This window comes from Paenibacillus timonensis, from assembly GCF_022427145.1.
Lineage (GTDB): Bacteria > Bacillota > Bacilli > Paenibacillales > Paenibacillaceae > Fontibacillus > Fontibacillus timonensis.
Map to the genome: position 1 here is coordinate 67229 of NZ_JAKSXN010000012.1, position 18849 is coordinate 86077.

The following is an 18849-nucleotide window of genomic DNA, read 5'->3' on the forward strand; positions in this document are numbered from 1 at the left end:
CCTCTCTCCGCTCTCCGATCTCCGCCTTGTCCCGATAACGGGCTTCAAGTTAAGGCATCGAAGCAATCGAACAAGGAAGCCCCCGGCATTGCCGCAGCCGCACGGATGTCGTCCAGCGTGCCGTTGGCTTTAACCCGGCCGTCCGAAATCAGGATAAAATCGTCGCAGATCCGCTCCGCCGTATCCAACACGTGCGTGGACATCAACACGCCGGCCCCGCGGCGGCGCTCCTCCTCCAGCAAGCCGAGAAAATCCTTGGTCGCCCGCGGGTCCAGGCCAATAAACGGCTCATCGACGATATAAACGTCCGGACGGCTCAGGAATCCGATCATCAGCATCATTTTTTGCCGCATGCCCTTGGAGAAACCGCCAGGCAGCAGGTCCCGCGCTTCAGTTATGCGGAACTTCTCCAACAGCGCCCCGGCCTCCCGCTCGAATTCGGGCTCGTCCATTCCGTAGACGGCTGCGGCTAGCCCTAAATGCTCCCATAACGTCAAGGTGTCATAGAACACCGGTTGCTCCGGAATATAGGCATAATGGTTCGCCCCGCCGTGAAATTCCACCGCGGCGTCCGTATACGGCAGCAGGCCAAGGATCGCCTTCAACGTCGTGCTCTTCCCTGCCCCGTTCGGCCCGATCAGCCCGGTGAGCACACCGGGCTTGACCTCGAGCGAGATTTGTTGAACGGCAGCTTTCCCTGCCTCGTATCCCGCTTGATGAATATTCACTTCCAACCATGCTTGTTTGGGTTCCAAAAAAATCTCCTCGAATCTTCCCGTCGTTTCTTCCATTATAAGACATGATGCGCTTTTGTACATGTCCGGCCGGGGCGGGGCTGCCCCGCCGCCGTTCCGTTACGCTCCCATGGCCGGTTCGGCGGCCACGCGGTCCCGCTTCATGATCGCCGGGGCAAATGCCAGCAGCAAGAAGCCGATAGCGGCCATCAGGCAGCCCGAAAGGATAAAGGCGGGCTCCGGTCCGAAGGCGGTGACCAGCGAACCGCCGAACAGCGGTCCGATCAACGTCGCGGTCGAGGTCAAGCTCGACACCGTTCCGAAAACGCGGCCGGTCACCGCTTCCGGGGTGCGCTGCTGCAGCATGACCTGGAACGGGATAAACGTCATACCGGCGCCGAGCCCGGCGAATGCAAACAGCGTCAGCATCAGAGCCGTTACTCCGTCCGTAAGAGGCAATCGGCTCACGATGAAACCTGCTGCCGCGAACACCAGCCCCAGCACGGCCCCGCCGATGCCCATTTTGAACAAAGGGGTGATGCGCAGCCGCTGCGCGAACCACGCCGCCGTCAGCGTACCTATTCCGCTAAACGTGATGCACCATCCGAGCAGGTCATCGGACACGCCGGGGATCTCCCGGAACAGGACCACCGCTTGCGAGTCGGCGATCTGCAGGACGAGCAGGCTGGCGCACAAAATCAAAGTGCTGTAGGCGAGCAGCGGAATCCCGCCGATGATTTTCGCACCGGCTGCCATTTCCGTCCAGAAGCCTTGCTTGTTATTAACGGAAGCCGGATCCCCGGTACCTCCCTCTGCCGTGTTCAACTGCCCGGCAGCGCTCCGCAGCTTGCCCGGCACCTTGCTTAACAAGAGCGCGGATACAAGGAAGGTTCCCGCATCCACGACAAAACACACCGTAACGCTAAAAGCAGCCGTCAGCATGCCGCCCAAGGCAGGGCCGATGATTTTGGTGCCCTGTTCAATGATGGCGCTGTAGGAAACGGCTTGATCCAACTGCTCATGCGGAACGATCTCTTTGATTTTCCCGTTCTTCGCCGGCGAGAAGATCACGTCCAAGATCCCCTTGGCGATCAACAGGACGTACACCTGCCAGATCGCCGTCACGAAGACGAAACCCAGAAGCACCACGAATCGCACGAGATCGGAGAAAACCATCAGCTTCTTGCGCTCTACCCGGTCCGCGAGCATCCCGGCCAACGGACCGCCCACCAATACGGGCAGCACCATAAACAGCGAGACCATCGTAATCTCCCAAGGCGTCGCTTGCCACTTGAGGCCGACCATGGTCAGCAAAGCAAGCAAATACAGCCAATCCCCCACATTGGATACCAGCTGCGCGGACAGCAACGCCAAGTAGGCGCGGTTTTGCAGGAGCCCGGACTTTTCCCGGCCCGCCGATTTGTTCCCAAATCCCGTCATTGTTCCCTCATCCCCTACCCCACAACGATTATGAAGTTATCTTAATGAATCGAAGAAGAGAATCCATCCGTCTCAGGGAGGATTCGTTCCCTATGCCGCAGGCTGAAATTTCAAGCAGGCCCGAGGCGCAGTAACAAACATTTATTTCCATTAAAAAAAGCGCAAATTGTGATAAATTATATTTTTTTTAATTCGCGGGTGTTTTAAGATTACAATAATTCGACCTTGTTCAAAGATTCACAAATATAAAGTAAGGGCGGGATGCACATGATGACAACCGAAGAACGCGGAACGGACTTGTCGCTGCATTTGTACCGGGTTTTTGCCAAATCGTTTAAGAGCGTCAACGAACATGCGGTGACGGGGAGTAAAATCCAAGGGTTTAATCCGACGGCCTTCGCCGTCCTGGAGGTCCTCTATTACAAAGGCTCGCAGCCGATCCAGCAAATCGGCGCCAAGCTGCTGCTCCAAAGCGGCAACGTGACTTACGTGATCGACAAGCTTGAAGCGGCAGGCTTGCTGCACCGGACGCCTTGTCCGCGCGACCGGCGCGTGATTTATGCCGAGTTAACGCCGAAAGGCAAGGAGCTGATGGATCAGCTGTACCCGGAATTCGCCGATCGGATCGACCATGCGCTTAGCGGGTTGAACGACGAAGAGAAGCAAATCATGATCGAACTGTTGAAGAAAATGGGCCGCGAAGCCGAGAAGCTCGCCCCATTGCTGCGGAAATAAAGCAAAAAGGCTGTTTCCGGGATCATCATCACGATGAACCTGGACACAGCCTTTTTGGGGAGATCCGGGAGATTTCCCTTCAATAGAATAGAGTGATGAAATCACCTTATTACGCCGATCTCCTTTGATCTAAGCAGAATAAGGTGATTTTTTCATATTATCCGGGTAGGAAAGGGCGTGGTTTGCCGATTTCTGCCCGGGCCATAACCTCATTTAATGAGTCGGATCCATATCCTTGTTGTTGTCGCGATTGTTGATATCCCGGTGCCGGCGATCATTCACCTTTTGCTGCATCTGCTGGGCTTGATGCGCATTCACCGGGGTTCGTTCCAAATCCTCGGCCACGTTGGTCAAATTTTTATCGATACCCGATTTGCTTCGTGCCATCGCAATTGTCCTCGCTTTCTCTACTATTAAGGGTTCGTCAGAGGCGACAACGCTTGGGCGCATTCGTGGATATGGCGGACGTAATCCCCGGCCAGTTCCTGAATTTGTACGCTGTTCTCCGCGATCGTCTGCCCGTCCCGCTCCACATCAACCAAATCGACGCGAACCTCGCGCGGGTCCATATAAGAGCACTGAAAATCAAAGGAGTAAAACTGATGTCCCGCCGCATTGATATGAATCCGCAGCCCCTGGGGGTTGGCCGCATCGGCTTGCACCTGCGCGGAGTCCCCCGGATTCAGGTATTCCGGCAGCTGCTTTTGCCAGGCGTCCACCAGCGTATGTTGGTCAATGTTCATTTCCTTGTTCATAGTTACACCTCCCCTTTCCCGTTAAGGTGCGAAGAGGCGGGCGATTTTATACCGGCATACGCAAAACAGGCTACCGTCCCGTTTCAACATTCTACAGGAGTCGGCAGCCTTGAGTAGGCGCTTAGGACAGGCCATTGCCATTACATGCTCCGGCGCCAGAAAGCTTAGATCAAAGGGCAAAACCTACGCTAGGCTTTGTCCACGGCGGGATCGCCCGCTTTTGCCTTGGCGTCCTCCTCCTGCCCCGGAGCCCGGTTGCGCAACCCTAAAGCGCAGAGAATCCCGACTACGGCAATGACGGCCATGACGATAAACAGCGTATGCAGGCTTTGCGCCAATACCTGCTTCAGCTCGCCCCACAGTTCGGGGGCCAGCAGATGGACTTTTTCGGGAGACAGCAGTTGGTCGATATCGTCCTGCGAAATCGGGATGCCCGCTGCGGTGCCATTTTTCGTCTGGGACGCGATATGCAGATTTATCAAGGTGCCGAAGGCGGTGACGCCGATCGTCTGCCCGATCGATTTGACGAAAGAATTCAACGCCGTGGACGCGCCGCGCAGGTTGTAGCCGACCGAGGACTGGGCGATGATCGTAAATACGGTAAACGAAAAGCCGAACCCGATCCCATACAACGCGTTAAAAATCAGCAGCGGCCAAATCGGCGTGGCCTCGTGGATCGTGGCCAGCCCCGCCGCGCCAAAAGCGATGATCACCATGCCGATCAGCGAAGTGTAGCGAGAACCGCGGGTAATCAGCCAGCGGCTGCCCAGGACCGAGCCAAGCATCCAGCCGATAGACATCGGGGCAAGCGCCAGTCCGGAAACCGTCGCGTTTTGGCCGAGCACCCCTTGAATCCACAATGGCAGATACGAGGTAAGTCCGATCAGCAAGGCGCTTGCCAAGAGACTGGTCGCATTGGAAAAGGCGATGTCGCGAATCCGGAACAGCTTCAGCGGCACCAGCGGCTCCTCGGCGCGTTGTTCGGCAACGAAAAACAGCACCAGAAAACAAGCCGCCACGGCAAAAATCCCGATCAGCCACGGGGAATTCCAGGCCAGCTGCTGCCCGCCCGTCGCCAGCCCGATCAGCAAGGCGGAGACGCCGACCGTAAAAGTGAGCGCCCCCAGAACATCGACCTTGACCTTCCGTCTCTCGATCCGCTCATGCAGGTAAACAATGATGAAATAGAGCGATAGCAAGCCGAACGGTACATTAAAATAGAAGGCCCAGCGCCAATTCAGCGAATCCACGACATAGCCGCCCAGCAGCGGACCGATCAAGGAGGAAATGCCCCATACGGAGCTGATCCAGCCCTGGATTTTGGAACGCTCCTCGATGGAATAAATGTCGCCGATGATCGTAAACGTAACCGGTACCAAGCCGCCGGCCCCGATCCCCTGCAGGGCGCGGAATCCGATCAACTGGCCCATGCTTTGGGCTGTACCGGACAGAATCGAGCCGGCCAGGAACAGCAGCGAGCTGATGACGAATACCGGCTTGCGCCCGTACAGGTCGCTGATTTTGCCAAAAATCGGCGTTGTGACGGACATCGTCAGCAGATAGGCGGTAAACACCCAGCCCAGCAGCCGGGCTCCGCCCAGATCACCGACGATCCGCGGGCCCGCCGGCCCGATAACCGTGCCTTCGATGGCGGCCAAAAACGTGGATAATAGCAAGCCGGTCAAGATATAATTCCGTTTCAGTTTGGTTGGTTTCATGATGAACGATACTTCCTTTCTTTACCATCCGGGCAATGATTCCATAAGCATCCATTATAGTAGAATGCCCCGAAAAAAGAAAGACGGACGGCCAAACGCGGGTCATGACCCGGCTTGTCGTCCGTATCGTTATACGTATTTTCATGGGCGGGATTCATTCCGTTCTTCCTCCCGGAGCTGCCCTTCCGCCATCCTCCAGCGTTTGACCGGCTGGCCTTCGAACAGCTCCGGCTCATGGGTGATCATGATCAGTGCGGCTCCCTGCCCCAGCGCCTCGCGGCACAATGCCGTCAGCAGGCGAACGCCGCCATAATCGATGCCGGCCGTAGGCTCATCGAGGATATACAGCCGCTTCGGGCAGATCATGACGGAGGCTGCGCTCAGCAGCCGCTTCTCCCCGCCGCTTAGCCAATACGGGGATTCGCCGGTTTTACCGGCTAAACCGATGGCCTCCAGCATGCGCTCGGCCCGCTGCCGCAGTTCCTCCGGCACGGGATCCCGCGGCCGCAGCCCTAGCTCGGTGCGCGGGCTGTACAGCAGCTCGTCCCACACGGTCGAGGCGACGAATTGCTGCTCCGGCTGCTGGAACACGTAGCCGATCCCGGACGCCAGATCGTACAGCGTCCGGCGGGCGGTATCCCGGCCCTGCCAGAACACCGTCCCTTTGGGCGGGGGCAGGAGGCCCATCAACAGGCGGGACAACGTGGTTTTGCCGGAGCCGTTGTCCCCGCACAGCAGCCGCCATTCGCCGGGGTACAGCGTGAGGCGGACGTCCCGCAGCACCGGCTCGGCCCCGCGGGCGAAGGCGTAGCTGAGCCCGCGCGCCTCGAGCAGGGGCACGGGCATCGCCGCCGGTGCGGGCACGGCGGCGGAAGGGCCCGGCGCGCGCGGGTTGCCGCGCGCCTCGGCAGGGGCGGCGGTCCCCGCGGGGCCGCCGCCGCTTGGGCCTGCTGCCGCAGGCGCCGCCGTGCCGGCCGGCAGCAGGCCCAGCGCTTCCAGCCGCGCGCTCGCGCCGCGGCGGATGCGCTCCGCCGGACCGTCCAACGCGACGGTTCCGGCGTCGAGCACGACGAGCCGCGGCGCAGCCAGCGCGAGCTCGTCCATCCGGCCGGACATCGTCACGATGGTCCGGCCTTCGCCGTGCAGGCGGCGCAGCAGCGCCAGCAGCCGCCGGCGAGAGGCGGCGTCGAGGCTGGCCGCCGCCTCGTCGAGCACGAGCAGCGGCGGCTCCAGCGCCAGCACCGCCGCGATCGCGGTGCGCTGCCGTCCGCCGCCGGACAGCGCGTGCACGGGCGCAAGGCGACGGGGCGTCAACGCCACCTCCGCCAGCGCGTCCGCGACCCGCTGTTCCAACTCAGCGGCGGGCACGCGCAGGTTCTCCGGGCCGAAGGCGACTTCGTCTTCGACCCGGCCCTGCACGAGCTGCGCGTCGGGGTCCTGGAATACGACCCCGACGCGCCGGGCGACCTCGCCGATCTCCGCTTCCGCGGGATCGACGCCATCTACGAGCACTCGGCCCGAACGGCTCCCTCCCCCGGCGCGGGGGAGATAACCGCTGATCAGCTGCGCCAGGGCCGATTTGCCGCTGCCGCTCGCCCCGACGAGCGCCACCCACTCCCCGCGTTCCACGGTGAGTGTCACGCCCTGCACCGCCGGGTCTCCGCCGGGCTCGAACGCGTAGCTGACGCCGTGCAGCTCCAGTGCCGCCCGCGGCATCTTACGCTTCCGCCCGGCGTCCGGCCGCGAAGCGGCGAAGCAGTCCGCTGCCGGCCAAGGCGTCGCCTAGCAGCTTGACCAGCAGCCCGCACAGGATCATGCCGCTTAGCACCCGGACGACTAACGCGATCAGCAGAACATCCATGCCCCACTTCGTATAGCCGAACATCTGGGCGGCAAAGAAGAACCACAACGGCACCATCGCGCCTCCCGTAATCATCAACATTGGCCAGCTCCATTTTTTATATCGCACAAGGGCAAAAGCCGCTTCCACGATAATCAAATAACAAGCCGCGGCCACGAAGCAGGACAAAATGCCGTACGCCGTTCCCATAAAGGCTTGGACGACCGCACCGATGCCATAGGTAATCAAGGCCGTACCCGGTTTGCGGATAATATAATACGCCAACAGTCCGTAAATCATATACAACCCGGTGATCGTGGAGGTAAGGATCGGTCCCCCCAACCCGTTCAGCGCCTGATTTAATGGCGACAGAAAAACCGTCATCACGGCGTTAGCCGCCGCCAGCATCGCCATAAGTACGATATCCAGCGTGGTGAAGCGTTGGAACGTTTTGCCGGAACTTGCTCCTTTCACTTGAACCATCCTCTCGTCGTTATCCTAATTGTTAACCATAAATGATAATTTAGGTTAACAATCAATCCGCGTCAAGTCCTTTTTTTGAGCCTTTGCTCCTCGGCATGGGGTCTTATGCCGCAAGGCACCGGAATGCCAGGCCCCTCGGGCCTGCAAGCGAATGAAGTACCTTACACCCTCCACAGGCCCGCCGTCAAAATCAAACTTAGGATCATCGTGCATACACCAACCGCCTCAAGCGGTACCTCCCGCAAAAACGTCCGCTCCCGATACGCGCCGAAGCCCTTGGCGTCCATCGCCCCGGCGGTTTGTTCCACGCGTCGAATCGCCCCGGCGAATACAGTGACCAGCTGTCCGCGCCGCTGTTCCAGTCGCTCCACGATTCCTCGCGGGTGCCGGCCCATGCGAAGCTTGCGGGCTGCCGCAGCCTGCCTGCCTTCTTCGGCCAGCAGCGGCAGAAACGTCAGCGCCATCGAGATGCCAAACACAAACCGGTACGGCAGCTTCAGCCGGGTCGTCATCATTACGACGAAGTCCTTAGGATCGGTAGACTCGATATAAGCCAGCGAGGACAAGAACAAACTGACCATTCGCAGGGTTACCGCCGAAGCATCGCTAAGCGCAGCGGCTGAAAACGGCAGCAGTCCCCCGGCTCCGCCTTCCCGGAGCTGCACGGCAAGCGCGGTCACCGCAAATAACGGCAGGCCAAAGCCTAAGATCCAGGCGATACGCCGCAGCAGCAGCCGCCAGCTCATCCCGGCCCCCAGCTTGGCCGCCGCGATCAGCGCCAGCAACAGTACGGCCTGCCGCCGCGGATCGTCCCAATGCATGGCGAGCGCTGCCAGGCAGGTTAACGTGACCAGCTTGCTGAGCGGATCAAGACGGTGAAGCGCCCCGATGTTTTTTTTCGCAAGCTCCATCGTTAAGTTGTCCCTCCCCATAATATTCTTTCTTCAGCAAGGAATACATCAGCAGATCGACGAATCCGCTCTCCGTCCTTTGATACTGCCGGAGCAGGCCTTCCTCCATGAACCCGAACGCCTCCAGCAGTCTGCGGGATGCCCCATTCCGCGGATCAACCAGCGCCTCGATGCGGTTTAACCCCATCGTCTCATACCCGTAAGCGAGCAGCATTCGCAGCGCTTCCGACATATACCCGTGCCCCCAGTAATCGCGGCCCAGGTCGTAGCCGATCTCTCCGCGATAGGCCCCGGCCAGCTCCCAGACGTTAAAGCCGCAGCTCCCGATCAGCTTCTTCTCCTCCTTGAGCTCGATGCCGAAACGGAGCGCGTCTTCGCTCTCGGATAAACCGTTAAGCAGGTTAATCATCTCCCAGGCTTCCTCTACGGAAGCGAACGGCGGAACATTCATATACTTAGTGACTGCAGGATCGCTCCAATAACGAAACATGACCTCCGCATCATTTCTCTCCATCCGCCGGAGACGCAGCCTTTCGCCTTCCAGCACGGGGATGTCCCCCCCGCATTTGTACATGTTTCGCACGCTCCTCATTCTCCCGGTGGCAGGATATGTTCAAGATAAGCCGTCTTCCATACATGGGAAAAGTTCGCGATCGCCGTCCGCAGATGCCGATAATACGTAGCCCGGCTCATCCCGCAATGGCTTGCCGCTGCGGTCGGATTTCCCGGATATTGACGGTAGGTCACTTGCAAGATCGTCCTGTCCTCTTGGGACAAACCGTACCGTTCATCCTCGAAAATCGAATTTATGAACCCTTTCAGCCCGGCCCCGCCTTCGCATCCGATCGCTTTGGCGACCTCATTCAGCCCAGCGGGCTCGCCTAGCCGGGAGAGCATTTTACGCACCTCGGACTCCGAGAGGTCGGTTCTGCGAAACGCCCCCATCTCCGCTGTATGCATGGCTAAAGGTTGGGAGAAATGCGTCGGTTCCCCTCCCGGTCCTCGCCCTTCCGTAAAAAGCGACAGGATCCAATCCCCGAACAGATCTCCGCGCAAATCAAGCTCCAGGACGTCAGCCCGGGCCCAAGAAACGTCGCAGGCCCGCGTAACGGTCGGCCGAAGCTTGAATCCCATGCCCTGCAGGAATTTCTTAAGCTCGTTGTTCGTCGCCACCAGCACGGCCCGGCTTCCGTCTCCCAACAAGGATAGGCGATCGAGGATGAGCGTTCCGACTAATTCTTCCCGGGTAAACCCGAGTACGTCGTCCCTTGCAGCCACGAGCAGCGCGAAATAGGTATCGGCCTCCTCCGGCTCGCGGTTCCATTCCGTCTCATCGCAGCATTCCGCCAGTTCGTCCGGGAAGTATTTGCTCAGCAGCCGCCCCGTTTCCCGGTGAAGCAGCACGGTGATGAAAAACCCCGCAGGACGCCCCTCCTCTTCGCGAAGAACGCCAAAGCTTTCGGGGAATCGGCTTAACAACTGATCGAACAGCCCCAAATACGCCGCCCGCTGATGCGGATCGGTGCTGTATTCGAACCACTCTTCCAAAATCCGTCTCAACCCGGGCCCATCCGCTTCCCGAATCTGCTCTATGGGAGGGGTAAAAGAATCCTTGCCAAGGTGGGCATATCCGGTGCTGTGCGTGAACATCACTTTTCCCAGTTGCAGCAACTGCGCGGCTACCTCCTTGCGGGCCAGACGGTCGCCGGACTGCAGCTTTCGGCAAAGCAGTTCCGCCGCCGACAGTCCTAGCCTTTGCAACCGTTCCGGCTCCCGCTGGCGGAAATCCCGTTGCAGATGGGAGCGGGCCAAATCGTGCAGCGCAAGGCCCTCGGCCCGAATGCGGACGAAGGATAAATTCGACAACTGCCGATATTGCTTCGTTTCGACCTCCTCGCCGGACAAGCGGGAGAGCATCTCCTGATTGGCGTAAGGGAGGAGGGTCAGGATATCGATCAGCGGCTGCAGCTCCGGCGCGGCCAATTCGCGCAACACGTGTGCGCTGATCGTTTGGGATAAGGGGAGCATCCTCTCCGCCTCAAGCAAGTTCTCCCCCTTAGCCGCCAGGTCGACCGACAAGGCCAGCGCCATCGGGTGCCCATCGCTCGCCCTGGCGATTGCGCCCACCCATTCGGGATCGGACAGCCCGGTCGCCCGGGCATATTCGGCCGCCTCCGAACGGGTGAAATTCGCCAAAGGAAGCTCCACGATTCGCCTTCCCCACGCCGGATGCATCCTCCAGACGGCCGACAAAGCGGGGCGGGTCGCCATCACGATAGCCAACCCCGAGGCGGGAAGCTTGGGGAGAAACGCTTCGGTCAGCCAGTTTTCCTGCAGCAGGCAGAGTTCTTCGCCGTTATCCATGCATAAGAGGACCCGATTGTCCGGCGAGGCCTGCAGCAAAGGTTGCAAGGGGGAGTCGGGAACACGCCCGCCCAACTCCCAAGCTACCGCCCCCGCCAAAGCGTCGATAAATGAGGAAGGCGTATGCGCGCACGACCGGCTGTCGATCCACAACGTCAGCGCCCCTTTATTTTGGGCCATCAGTTGCATTTCGTGCATTAATGATGTTTTGCCGATTCCGCCCAAGCCCGTAATGGAGAACAAGGTAAACGGAGCCTTCGCATCATTCAGCCAAAGGTCCAAAGCCGACCGTTCCCGCTCACGGCCGATAAACGGCCTGACCGTTAACTCTTTTGCGTCCATCCTTCGCCTTGAACCCCCAGTCTATCCGGATATTTCTTGCGATACTAATTATAGACGTTGCCAGATAAGCGTACAAGGCATTAGACCGTATCCGGGGGAGGGTGAAGTTCGAACGCGAAAAGCGCGGGACGGGGAGATCCAACTCCCTCGCCTCGCGCTCTTCTAGGCCGGTTAAAGCCTCTCTACAACCGTTATCGTTACCCTTAAACTTTCGATCTGCGCCTCATCCTCCGGACTAAAAATCCCGTCCGGCGCCTCCACGGCAAGCGTAAAAGTTCCTGCCGGATGATCGGGGCCGACGATCTTCCTGAATTCATAGCCCTGCCCAAGCCGAACAAAGCCTCCCCAATCTTCATTCGTATCCACGATATACATCCTGAAGTAAAGGTTTTCGTCCTGAATGTATTGACGACTGCCATCCATCATTTTCAAACTTAGGATGGATTCGTCATAATGGTTCTTATAGAGCCTTATTGTATTAGCGGAAAGCTCGGGAGGCTGGCTCAGCTTCGTGCTCTTGGCCGGAATCGTTAAGGTAAAATCCTTTAATATCAAGCTCCAATCCGCCGGATCGTTCAGATTGTAAATCTCCAGCGAGAAGGTTTGCGTCCGTTCCGTGTATCCCTGGATCAAGGTTCCGTCCGGCTTGATATAGAGGAGAGGCACGATATCGATCCCGTTAAATTTGACCCCATACCCCGTGCCCTCCAGGATCGGAACTCCCGAATCCGGTCCGAATAGGTTCAGCTTATAGCCGCCGTTTCCATCCGGAAGCGCCTGCGGCTCATAATTCGCTGCCACCTGATCGGCCAAGTACTTCGCGTTGATCGTTTTCTTCGGCAAGGTATACGGGATCGGATCGGTATCGGCATACTCCCCGCTGGATTCGCGAGTGAGCCGGTAGATCACCTGGATGTCGAGATCGGTTGCCGGAAATTCATCAAAAGTTCCGTCCTCGCGAATGACGTATTTTCCGTCCACAACGGATTGCAACTTCATGCGAACCCCCGGAACCGCGTAATCCGGAAAATTAATTTTGCGAGTCCCCGGCGCCGGGTTCTCCCAACCGAGCCCGGCTACGCATTTGGCGATCAGGGACAAATCCGCATCCGGACTGTCCGCCTTGCCGCTGATGGCGGCTCGAACACGCAAAAGGGCTTTGTCATCCGGACGGTTGACTTTAGTTACCTCATAATTCAGGGTAGTCATCACCCCCCAACAAGAAGGCGGGTTGATGGTTCCGTCCCCGGGAAAAATGTCGGGCGGATCGGCAATGGCGGATAGCAGCTTTACCGTAAAACCCGGAAATTCAGGAATCGGTATTTTTTTTACGTCCGCAGGGATTGTGATGATCGGTGGGTATCCTTTCACCGCATCCTGGGCGGTTACCCTCGGCCCTACCGTAATTTCAAAACGCCGCTCCGTCGATTGCGAGCCGTAGACCGCTTTCACCTTGATCCCGGCTTTACCTGCGGCTACTGCGCTAAGCTTGCTGCCCTTTTCATCAACGGCCACAACTCCCGGCGCTTCCGAGACGTAGCTGAGCACCGCCCCGGAAGGCTTGACTGCGAGGACCGGAAAAGGCATCGTATCTCCCGTCTCCATCTCGAGGTCAGCCGGTTGCTCCAGCTCCAGCTTCGGCGGTTGGACCGGATCGCCGCCGTTTCCGGAGCCTCCTGAGCCCCCTCCGCTTCCTGGAGACGGAACCGATGGCACGTTTCTGCTGTTGCCTTGTCTCCATTTCCCGCCGATATTCGCACGGATATTGTCCGCCAGCTCCCACTGCTCGGGCATCTGCTCAATGATGGCTTCATTTGCAAACACCTCGGCTCGGCGGATATTTCCTGTTCCGTAAATGCCGGCCCGGGCTCTCAGCTCGACCTTGTCCACGGACGTTTCCTTCGCCAGCCTCACTTTGGCCTCGTCGCTCCCCTGCGCAATCTCCAAAACACCGATGGAACCTGACGTTAAGCTTATGTCGACCTTGGCTTTTTCCAGGCGGATAGCCGCAAAACGGCCGTTTAGGCTAATTTTCCGCCCCCCCTCCACAACCAGCTCTCCGTCTACTTGAACATGGTCCAGCGTCACTTCGCCATCTCCGATCGAAGCAGCCAACACCAGATCCCCTAACACCCTGATATTCCGCAACGTAACTCCCCCGGCCGTTACTTCGGCGGACGTTACGTTATGGATGACTTTGCCCGGAGTCTCGCCGTAAACGCCAGCTTCGCTATACGTGCGGCTATCCGCGTGGCGCTCTAGCCAATCCAAGAGCCTTACGGAAATAACGGCCGCCTCGGCTCGCGTCAACGCCTGCCGGGGCTCAAACGCACCGTCCGGCTTCCCGGCGATCAAGCCTTCCTGAACCATGGCCATCACGTCGCCTGCCGCCCACTCGGCCAGCTTGTCCGCATCCGTAAAAGGGGTACCGCCGGACTTGTCGAGAGCTGTCGCCGATTGATGGCGAAGGAGGCGTCCTAGCATCGCCGCGGCCTCCTGCCGGCTGATCTTCTCCCGGGGCCGGAATTTTCCATCCTTGCTCCCTTGCACGTATCCTTCCTTCAAGGCAATGGCTACATCACCGCTATACCATGCCGTCTTGGGCACGTCCGCAAAGCCGGAAACCGGCGTATCCGCGGTTTCGCCGCTGCCGTGCCGGGTCAATCCTGCCATCCGATTCAACAGCGCGACCCACTCTGCCCTTGAGATCGCTTCTTCCGGCCGGAACCGTCCGTCTTGATAACCCGACAAGAGCTCTTTCGAGCGGAGCGATTCCACGGCGTCACGAGCCCAATGCGCTTCCATGTCCATAAATGAGGAGTCGGCTAGTCCTCCTTTGGCCGCCCCAGGCGTCCCCGCCGCCTGCGCCGCCGGAGCCGAGACTCCAGGAAGGGCCAAGATGAGCAACGTCAACAGGCCGATCCGTAACCTTTGTCCGCAAATACCAAAAACACGCATTACATATCCCCCAAATAGTCCGTTTTTCGAAATGTGCCCCCAATCGGACTCATTCTAACACGGAATTTGGACGGATCCGTCTCGTTGTTGTATCAAATAAGTCTCACCGTTCCCGCCGTTATTCAAATGATAAGCATCCGAGCGCGCGACGGGGCAAATTTCCCAGAAAGGCGATTTTCCTTCCAACTTTTCGGTGATACTATTATAAACATAGAGAGCTTTACGGATAGGCTCGCAAGGAGGAAACCACGCACATGGTATTTACGATCGTGATTTTAGTTTTGCTGCTGGCCGTGCTGGTCTTCGTAAGCGGCTTGCCGCGTTTTGCGGTGCGCCAGATTACCCAGATGCGGCTGCAAACCAATGAGAGCATTTACGAATATTTGGAGCGAACCGGCGTCTATACCCGCGATCAATTCGAACGGCTACCCAAACGACCGGTTCAAGTGATGTCCCGGGACGGACTGAAGTTGTACGGGTACGTGCTGGAGTTGTTTCCCGAGAGCCACCGCTGGATGATCATCGTTCACGGCTATACGGTTTCGCTGCACGCCTCCACGCAATATATCGACATGTTCCAACAGACGGGGTTTAACATTTTGCTGGTAGATCAGCGCCGGCATGGCGGGAGTGAAGGAAGCTACACGACTTATGGGTTTCAGGAAAAATACGATGTACAAACATGGGTTCACTGGATCCTGGAGAATTACGGGGAGGGTAGTGTGATCGGCTTGCATGGCCAATCACTAGGGGGCGGAACGGTCCTGGAGTATCTCTCCATCGCCCATCCGAATGTGAAATTCGTGATCGCCGACTGCCCCTATTCGGACTTGACGGAGCTCATGCGCCATCAGATCTCCAAGCTGAACAAGCTGCCGGCCAAGCCGCTCTTGCCTCTGGTTGACAAGATGCTGCAGCGCAAAGCCGGCTTCCGACTGAACCAGGTCAGCCCGATCAAGGCCGTCGAAAACAGCACGCTGCCGGTTTTGTTCATCCACGGCACAGAAGACAATTACGTACCGACGTACATGAGCCGGGAGATGTACCGTCAGAAGCCCGAACCCAAAGAAATTCTGCTCGTGGAAGGCGCGGTCCATGCCAATGCCTACGGCATCAATCCCAAAAAGTATGCCGAGGAGGTCCAGACCTTCATCGAGAAAGCGCTGGGCACGGAGGAACCGGCGGCCGCTTATTTACCGAGCATCTGACTTTGGGCCATGACGATATATTGATCCAGGCGTTGGCTCAATTCCAGAATCGTGCCGCTGCTGAAGTTATCTTGGGTAGCGGCATTCATCAATTCCAGACGCAGATGCTCGATGGTCGCCTTCAGATCGTTGCTGATTTTGTTATTGGTACGGCTTGCGCCTCGGAGAGTTTGAGATACCATAAAAATCACCTTTTCATTAATCTTGTCCCTATTTTACCTCATGATGCCAAAAAACATATTTTGCAAATTTGATAAAAAATAGCACTCGGTGTCGGACTTTGTAAGAAAAAAACAATTTCCTTTTCGACGGGATGCTACCCCTCGACAAAAAACTTCTTTATAATGGATGTATCGCTGTCGGCGGCCTAGGCCCGTCCGCAGCTTCAAGGAGGGAATGACGCATGTTTCAAGCCAGCGAATATAGCGGCTCCCGCGCAGAACGGCAGAACGCCGTCTTGTCGCAGCTTCGGGCGCTAATTTACGAGGAGAACAGCCAGGTGGCCAATTTGGCCAACGCCGCCGCGCTGCTGAACTTTTTCTTAGATGATATCAATTGGGTCGGCTTTTATCTGTACGACGGCCAGGAGCTGGTGCTCGGACCGTTCCAGGGCCTTCCGGCCTGCATCCGGATTCCGCTCGGCAAAGGCGTGTGCGGCACCAGCGCGGAACGCCGCGAAACGCTGCGGATCGAGGATGTTCACGCTTTTCCGGGCCACATTGCCTGCGATGCGGCGTCCAACAGCGAGATTGTGGTACCGATCGTTAAGGGGGATCAACTCCTTGGCGTATTGGATATCGACAGTCCGCTGAAAGGACGGTTTGACGCCGAAGACCAGGCGTTCCTGGAGCAATTTGTGGCGACGCTCGCCAAACAATTGTAATTGGTCGCTTCCTATTCCGGATGGCGGAATACCTGCAATAATGCAGTTTTTTTAAGACGGAATGGTAGAAAATCGGGGAATTGATGCAAAAGTGCAGTTATTTGCTCTCGTATCACCGAATTTCGGTGAATGAGCGTAAAATACCTGCACTTTTGCAGTTTTTTCGGTTGAATTGAGTTTTCAGCCCAAAAAAGATGCACTTTTGCAGTTTTTTCCCAACAACCCGGCCTAAACCTTGAGTTGTATCGGACAAGACAAAACGCGAGCATAGGGGTGGGACCGCCCTCTCTGCTCGCGCTCTTTGATTCTGCCATCGCCAAACGTTCCGGCAAATTACCGCCCGCGATTAATCCTCCCCGGGCCTTTTGATAATCTCCAGCCCCTCCACATGCCGCTTGCTCATCAGCTTGCGTTTTTTCCGGTTCTCCTTCGAGTCGAACACGATATCCAGATCATAGTCATCCGGATAAAGCGATTCGCTCTTGAGGTAGAGCTTTAACCGTTTATGATTGACTTTGATTTTCTGCTTCTGGACCTGAACCAGCGCTATTCCCCGGAAGTCGGGCGGTTCGACGACGATGCCGATTTTCCCAAGAGACGTCACGAGGACGGCATCGCCCACTTCAAACCTGCGGGAGGGTTGGATGGCCGCATGGTCCGCTTCACCGGGGGTTCCACCGGCTTTCGTTTCGCTGCCGGCAGCGCCCTCAGGCTGTGTCGCTTCCATTCCGGCGTCAGCCGGCCCTTTAGGCTGCGCCGCTTCCGCCGCTCCCAGTTCCTTCCCGCCCCTTGCGTCCCGGTGGTTCCGGTGCATGAGCATTTCATCAGGCGCCGAAGCTTGCTTTGCCGGTACGATCTCGTCCCACCGCATGCCGCCACCGCTGCCATCGGCGGATAGCTGGCGGCTGACGATGTGCTGCGAGCGTTCGATGATTCCTCCGGTCATCCCCAGCTTGCGGGCGATTTCGATCGCATAACTTCGGCCGGACTGCCCGATGGTCAACCGGTACAACGGGCGCAACGTCTCGGCGTCGAATTCCATCCTCGCGTTCTCGAAGCCTTCCGCCCGAGAGGCGAACGTCTTGAGTTCGTTGAAATGGGTCGTGACCATCACCGTCGACCCCTTCCGGGCAAACTCCTCCAGGATTGCGATCGACAAGGCGATCCCTTCACCCGGGTCGGTACCCGCGGCCAACTCGTCGATCAGCACGAGAGTGGTTGGCCCTGCTTCCCGCAGAATTTGCACGAGAGCACCGATCTGAGCGGAGAACGTGCTGAGCGACTGCTCCAGATTTTGCCCGTCCCCGATCACGGCGCGGATGCCCTGGTACACCGCAAAACGGCTGTCCGGGGATACCGGCACCAGCAGACCCGATTGCACCATCAGGGACAGCAGGCCAAACGTCTTCAGCACGACGGTTTTCCCGCCGGTATTGGGGCCGGTGATGATCAGCGTCCGGTAGCTCGCGCCAATCGCCATATCGAGCGGGACCATCGTTTGCAGAAGTTTCGGATGCTTGGCCCCGCGAATCACCGTGTCTCCGGTCTCGCTAAGCTTCACCGCCTCCCCGCCGATCGCCGCAGCGTATTTGGCTTTGGCAAAAATAAAATCGTACGTCCCCGTAATCTCGATATTCCGAACGAGGTCGGCCGCTTCCCGTTCGACCATTCCGGCGAGATAACCCAGGATCTTCGCTTCCTCCCGAGCCTCTTCGCCCTGAAGCAGCTCCAGCTCGCCCTGCAGCGCCGCGACCTCTTGGGGTTCGATGAACACCGTCTGGCCGCTGGTCGACTGGTCCAGCATGCGCCCGTTTACCTGCTTGTAGTAGTCTTTTTTGACCGGAATCACGTATCTGCCGCCGCGCACGCTCACGATGTTCTCCTGCAGGATGGAAGCATGACGGGCCATCACGGACTGGATGCGTTTCTGGATCCGCTCTTTGACGACGGCGATTTTCTTGCGCGTCTTCTCCAGTTCCCGGCTCGCTTCATCGGTTATGACCCCGAACCGGATGCAGCGGAGAATCTCCTGCTGCAGCGCAGGCAAATCCTGCAAATCGGTCGCATAAATGCCGATCCTCCAGGCCAATTCCCCTTTGGAAGCCATATATTTCTTCAGCTGCCCGCAACTGTGCAGGAACGTCTGTACCGCCATCAAGTCCTGCTCGGTGAACAGATAACCCGTACCCAGCAAAGAGACGACCAGATCAATCCCCTCCAACGAGGGGAGCGGTACGCTCGCCCCCTTTCCGTACAAGGCCCGTGCCTCCGCCGTTTCGGCAATCGCCCGTTCGATCGCGCGTTTTTCCACCATCGGCGCAAGCTCTTCGATTCTCTTGCGGCCGGCGTAAGAGACCGCGTATCCCAGCAAATCCTGTTTGATGCATTCATATTCCAACGTACTTAGCGAAAATGTATTCAAGGTTAGAACCTCCTTCATAGGGTTGTCATTCCTTCTTTCCGGCATAAAAAAAGGCA

Annotated in this window: 16 protein-coding genes; 3 read left to right on the top strand and 13 right to left on the bottom strand. The window is 58.0% G+C overall.

What is annotated here, in order from left to right:
* Positions 1-44: 44 nt before the first annotated feature.
* Positions 45-791: an ABC transporter ATP-binding protein gene (locus MJ257_RS06680; protein WP_240268487.1), complete on the bottom strand. Its 747-nt coding sequence runs from the start codon at positions 789-791 to the stop codon at positions 45-47.
* 63 nt (positions 792-854) lie between these two features.
* Positions 855-2174 carry an MFS transporter gene (locus MJ257_RS06685; RefSeq protein WP_240268488.1) on the bottom strand — a complete coding sequence of 440 codons (1320 nt, stop codon included), beginning with the start codon at positions 2172-2174 and terminating at the stop codon, positions 855-857.
* 267 nt (positions 2175-2441) lie between these two features.
* Here MJ257_RS06685 and MJ257_RS06690 point away from each other — a divergent pair, with 267 nt between their 5' ends.
* Complete coding sequence (locus tag MJ257_RS06690; protein WP_178024165.1) at positions 2442-2909, top strand: MarR family winged helix-turn-helix transcriptional regulator; 468 nt, start codon at positions 2442-2444, stop codon at positions 2907-2909.
* A gap of 213 nt (positions 2910-3122) precedes the next feature.
* Here MJ257_RS06690 and MJ257_RS06695 read toward each other — a convergent pair whose 3' ends face one another.
* From MJ257_RS06695 to MJ257_RS06735, 9 genes are all read right to left on the bottom strand, one after another.
* Positions 3123-3296 (bottom strand): hypothetical protein, encoded by a 174-nt coding sequence (locus tag MJ257_RS06695; RefSeq protein WP_240268489.1) that lies wholly within the window; start codon positions 3294-3296, stop codon positions 3123-3125.
* A 26-nt stretch (positions 3297-3322) separates the two neighbouring features.
* A complete protein-coding gene (locus MJ257_RS06700; protein WP_240268490.1) occupies positions 3323-3664 on the bottom strand; it encodes a hypothetical protein in 342 nt (113 codons plus the stop codon).
* Positions 3665-3852: 188 nt separating this feature from the next.
* The gene (locus MJ257_RS06705; protein WP_240268491.1) at positions 3853-5382 is read right to left on the bottom strand and encodes an MDR family MFS transporter; all 1530 of its coding nucleotides are present in this window, start codon (positions 5380-5382) and stop codon (positions 3853-3855) included.
* Positions 5383-5523: 141 nt separating this feature from the next.
* A complete protein-coding gene (locus MJ257_RS06710) occupies positions 5524-7098 on the bottom strand; it encodes an ABC transporter ATP-binding protein (protein WP_240268492.1) in 1575 nt (524 codons plus the stop codon).
* 1 nt (position 7099) lies between these two features.
* Positions 7100-7705, bottom strand: a complete 606-nt coding sequence (locus MJ257_RS06715) for an ECF transporter S component (RefSeq protein WP_240268493.1) — start codon at positions 7703-7705, stop codon at positions 7100-7102.
* Positions 7706-7866: 161 nt separating this feature from the next.
* On the bottom strand, positions 7867-8616 hold the full coding sequence (locus MJ257_RS06720; protein WP_240268494.1) for an energy-coupling factor transporter transmembrane component T family protein: 750 nt from the start codon (positions 8614-8616) through the stop codon (positions 7867-7869).
* Positions 8573-9190: a GNAT family N-acetyltransferase gene (locus MJ257_RS06725; RefSeq protein WP_240268495.1), complete on the bottom strand. Its 618-nt coding sequence runs from the start codon at positions 9188-9190 to the stop codon at positions 8573-8575. Before MJ257_RS06725 ends, MJ257_RS06720 begins: the two co-directional genes overlap by 44 nt.
* Before the next feature lie 14 nt (positions 9191-9204).
* Positions 9205-11322, bottom strand: coding sequence for an ATP-binding protein (locus tag MJ257_RS06730; protein ID WP_240268496.1), 2118 nt, complete (start codon positions 11320-11322; stop codon positions 9205-9207).
* Between the two features lie 171 nt (positions 11323-11493).
* A complete protein-coding gene (locus MJ257_RS06735) occupies positions 11494-14280 on the bottom strand; it encodes an S-layer homology domain-containing protein (RefSeq protein WP_240268497.1) in 2787 nt (928 codons plus the stop codon).
* Between the two features lie 254 nt (positions 14281-14534).
* Here MJ257_RS06735 and MJ257_RS06740 point away from each other — a divergent pair, with 254 nt between their 5' ends.
* The gene (locus MJ257_RS06740) at positions 14535-15488 is read left to right on the top strand and encodes an alpha/beta hydrolase (RefSeq protein WP_240268498.1); all 954 of its coding nucleotides are present in this window, start codon (positions 14535-14537) and stop codon (positions 15486-15488) included.
* Here MJ257_RS06740 and MJ257_RS06745 read toward each other — a convergent pair.
* Positions 15470-15670 (bottom strand): aspartyl-phosphate phosphatase Spo0E family protein, encoded by a 201-nt coding sequence (locus tag MJ257_RS06745; protein ID WP_240268499.1) that lies wholly within the window; start codon positions 15668-15670, stop codon positions 15470-15472. The two genes, MJ257_RS06740 and MJ257_RS06745, sit on opposite strands and share 19 nt — an antisense overlap.
* A 221-nt stretch (positions 15671-15891) precedes the next feature.
* On the opposite strand from MJ257_RS06745, the gene msrC reads away from it, so the two are divergent.
* On the top strand, positions 15892-16371 hold the full coding sequence (gene msrC, locus MJ257_RS06750; RefSeq protein ID WP_240268500.1) for a free L-methionine (R)-S-oxide reductase MsrC: 480 nt from the start codon (positions 15892-15894) through the stop codon (positions 16369-16371).
* A 346-nt stretch (positions 16372-16717) separates the two neighbouring features.
* Here msrC and MJ257_RS06755 read toward each other — a convergent pair whose 3' ends face one another.
* Positions 16718-18793, bottom strand: coding sequence for an endonuclease MutS2 (locus tag MJ257_RS06755; protein ID WP_240268501.1), 2076 nt, complete (start codon positions 18791-18793; stop codon positions 16718-16720).
* Positions 18794-18849 lie beyond the last annotated feature (56 nt).

Bases quoted from the DNA above. Each gene is read 5' to 3' on its own strand.
- MJ257_RS06680 (WP_240268487.1), bottom strand. From the start codon at position 791: ATGGAAGAAACGACGGGAAGATTCGAGGAGATTTTTTTGGAACCCAAA.
- MJ257_RS06685 (WP_240268488.1), bottom strand. From the start codon at position 2,174: ATGACGGGATTTGGGAACAAATCGGCGGGCCGGGAAAAGTCCGGGCTC.
- MJ257_RS06690 (WP_178024165.1), top strand. From the start codon at position 2,442: ATGATGACAACCGAAGAACGCGGAACGGACTTGTCGCTGCATTTGTAC.
- MJ257_RS06695 (WP_240268489.1), bottom strand. From the start codon at position 3,296: ATGGCACGAAGCAAATCGGGTATCGATAAAAATTTGACCAACGTGGCC.
- MJ257_RS06700 (WP_240268490.1), bottom strand. From the start codon at position 3,664: ATGAACAAGGAAATGAACATTGACCAACATACGCTGGTGGACGCCTGG.
- MJ257_RS06705 (WP_240268491.1), bottom strand. From the start codon at position 5,382: ATGAAACCAACCAAACTGAAACGGAATTATATCTTGACCGGCTTGCTA.
- MJ257_RS06710 (WP_240268492.1), bottom strand. From the start codon at position 7,098: ATGCCGCGGGCGGCACTGGAGCTGCACGGCGTCAGCTACGCGTTCGAG.
- MJ257_RS06715 (WP_240268493.1), bottom strand. From the start codon at position 7,705: ATGGTTCAAGTGAAAGGAGCAAGTTCCGGCAAAACGTTCCAACGCTTC.
- MJ257_RS06720 (WP_240268494.1), bottom strand. From the start codon at position 8,616: ATGGAGCTTGCGAAAAAAAACATCGGGGCGCTTCACCGTCTTGATCCG.
- MJ257_RS06725 (WP_240268495.1), bottom strand. From the start codon at position 9,190: ATGTACAAATGCGGGGGGGACATCCCCGTGCTGGAAGGCGAAAGGCTG.
- MJ257_RS06730 (WP_240268496.1), bottom strand. From the start codon at position 11,322: ATGGACGCAAAAGAGTTAACGGTCAGGCCGTTTATCGGCCGTGAGCGG.
- MJ257_RS06735 (WP_240268497.1), bottom strand. From the start codon at position 14,280: ATGCGTGTTTTTGGTATTTGCGGACAAAGGTTACGGATCGGCCTGTTG.
- MJ257_RS06740 (WP_240268498.1), top strand. From the start codon at position 14,535: ATGGTATTTACGATCGTGATTTTAGTTTTGCTGCTGGCCGTGCTGGTC.
- MJ257_RS06745 (WP_240268499.1), bottom strand. From the start codon at position 15,670: ATGGTATCTCAAACTCTCCGAGGCGCAAGCCGTACCAATAACAAAATC.
- msrC (WP_240268500.1), top strand. From the start codon at position 15,892: ATGTTTCAAGCCAGCGAATATAGCGGCTCCCGCGCAGAACGGCAGAAC.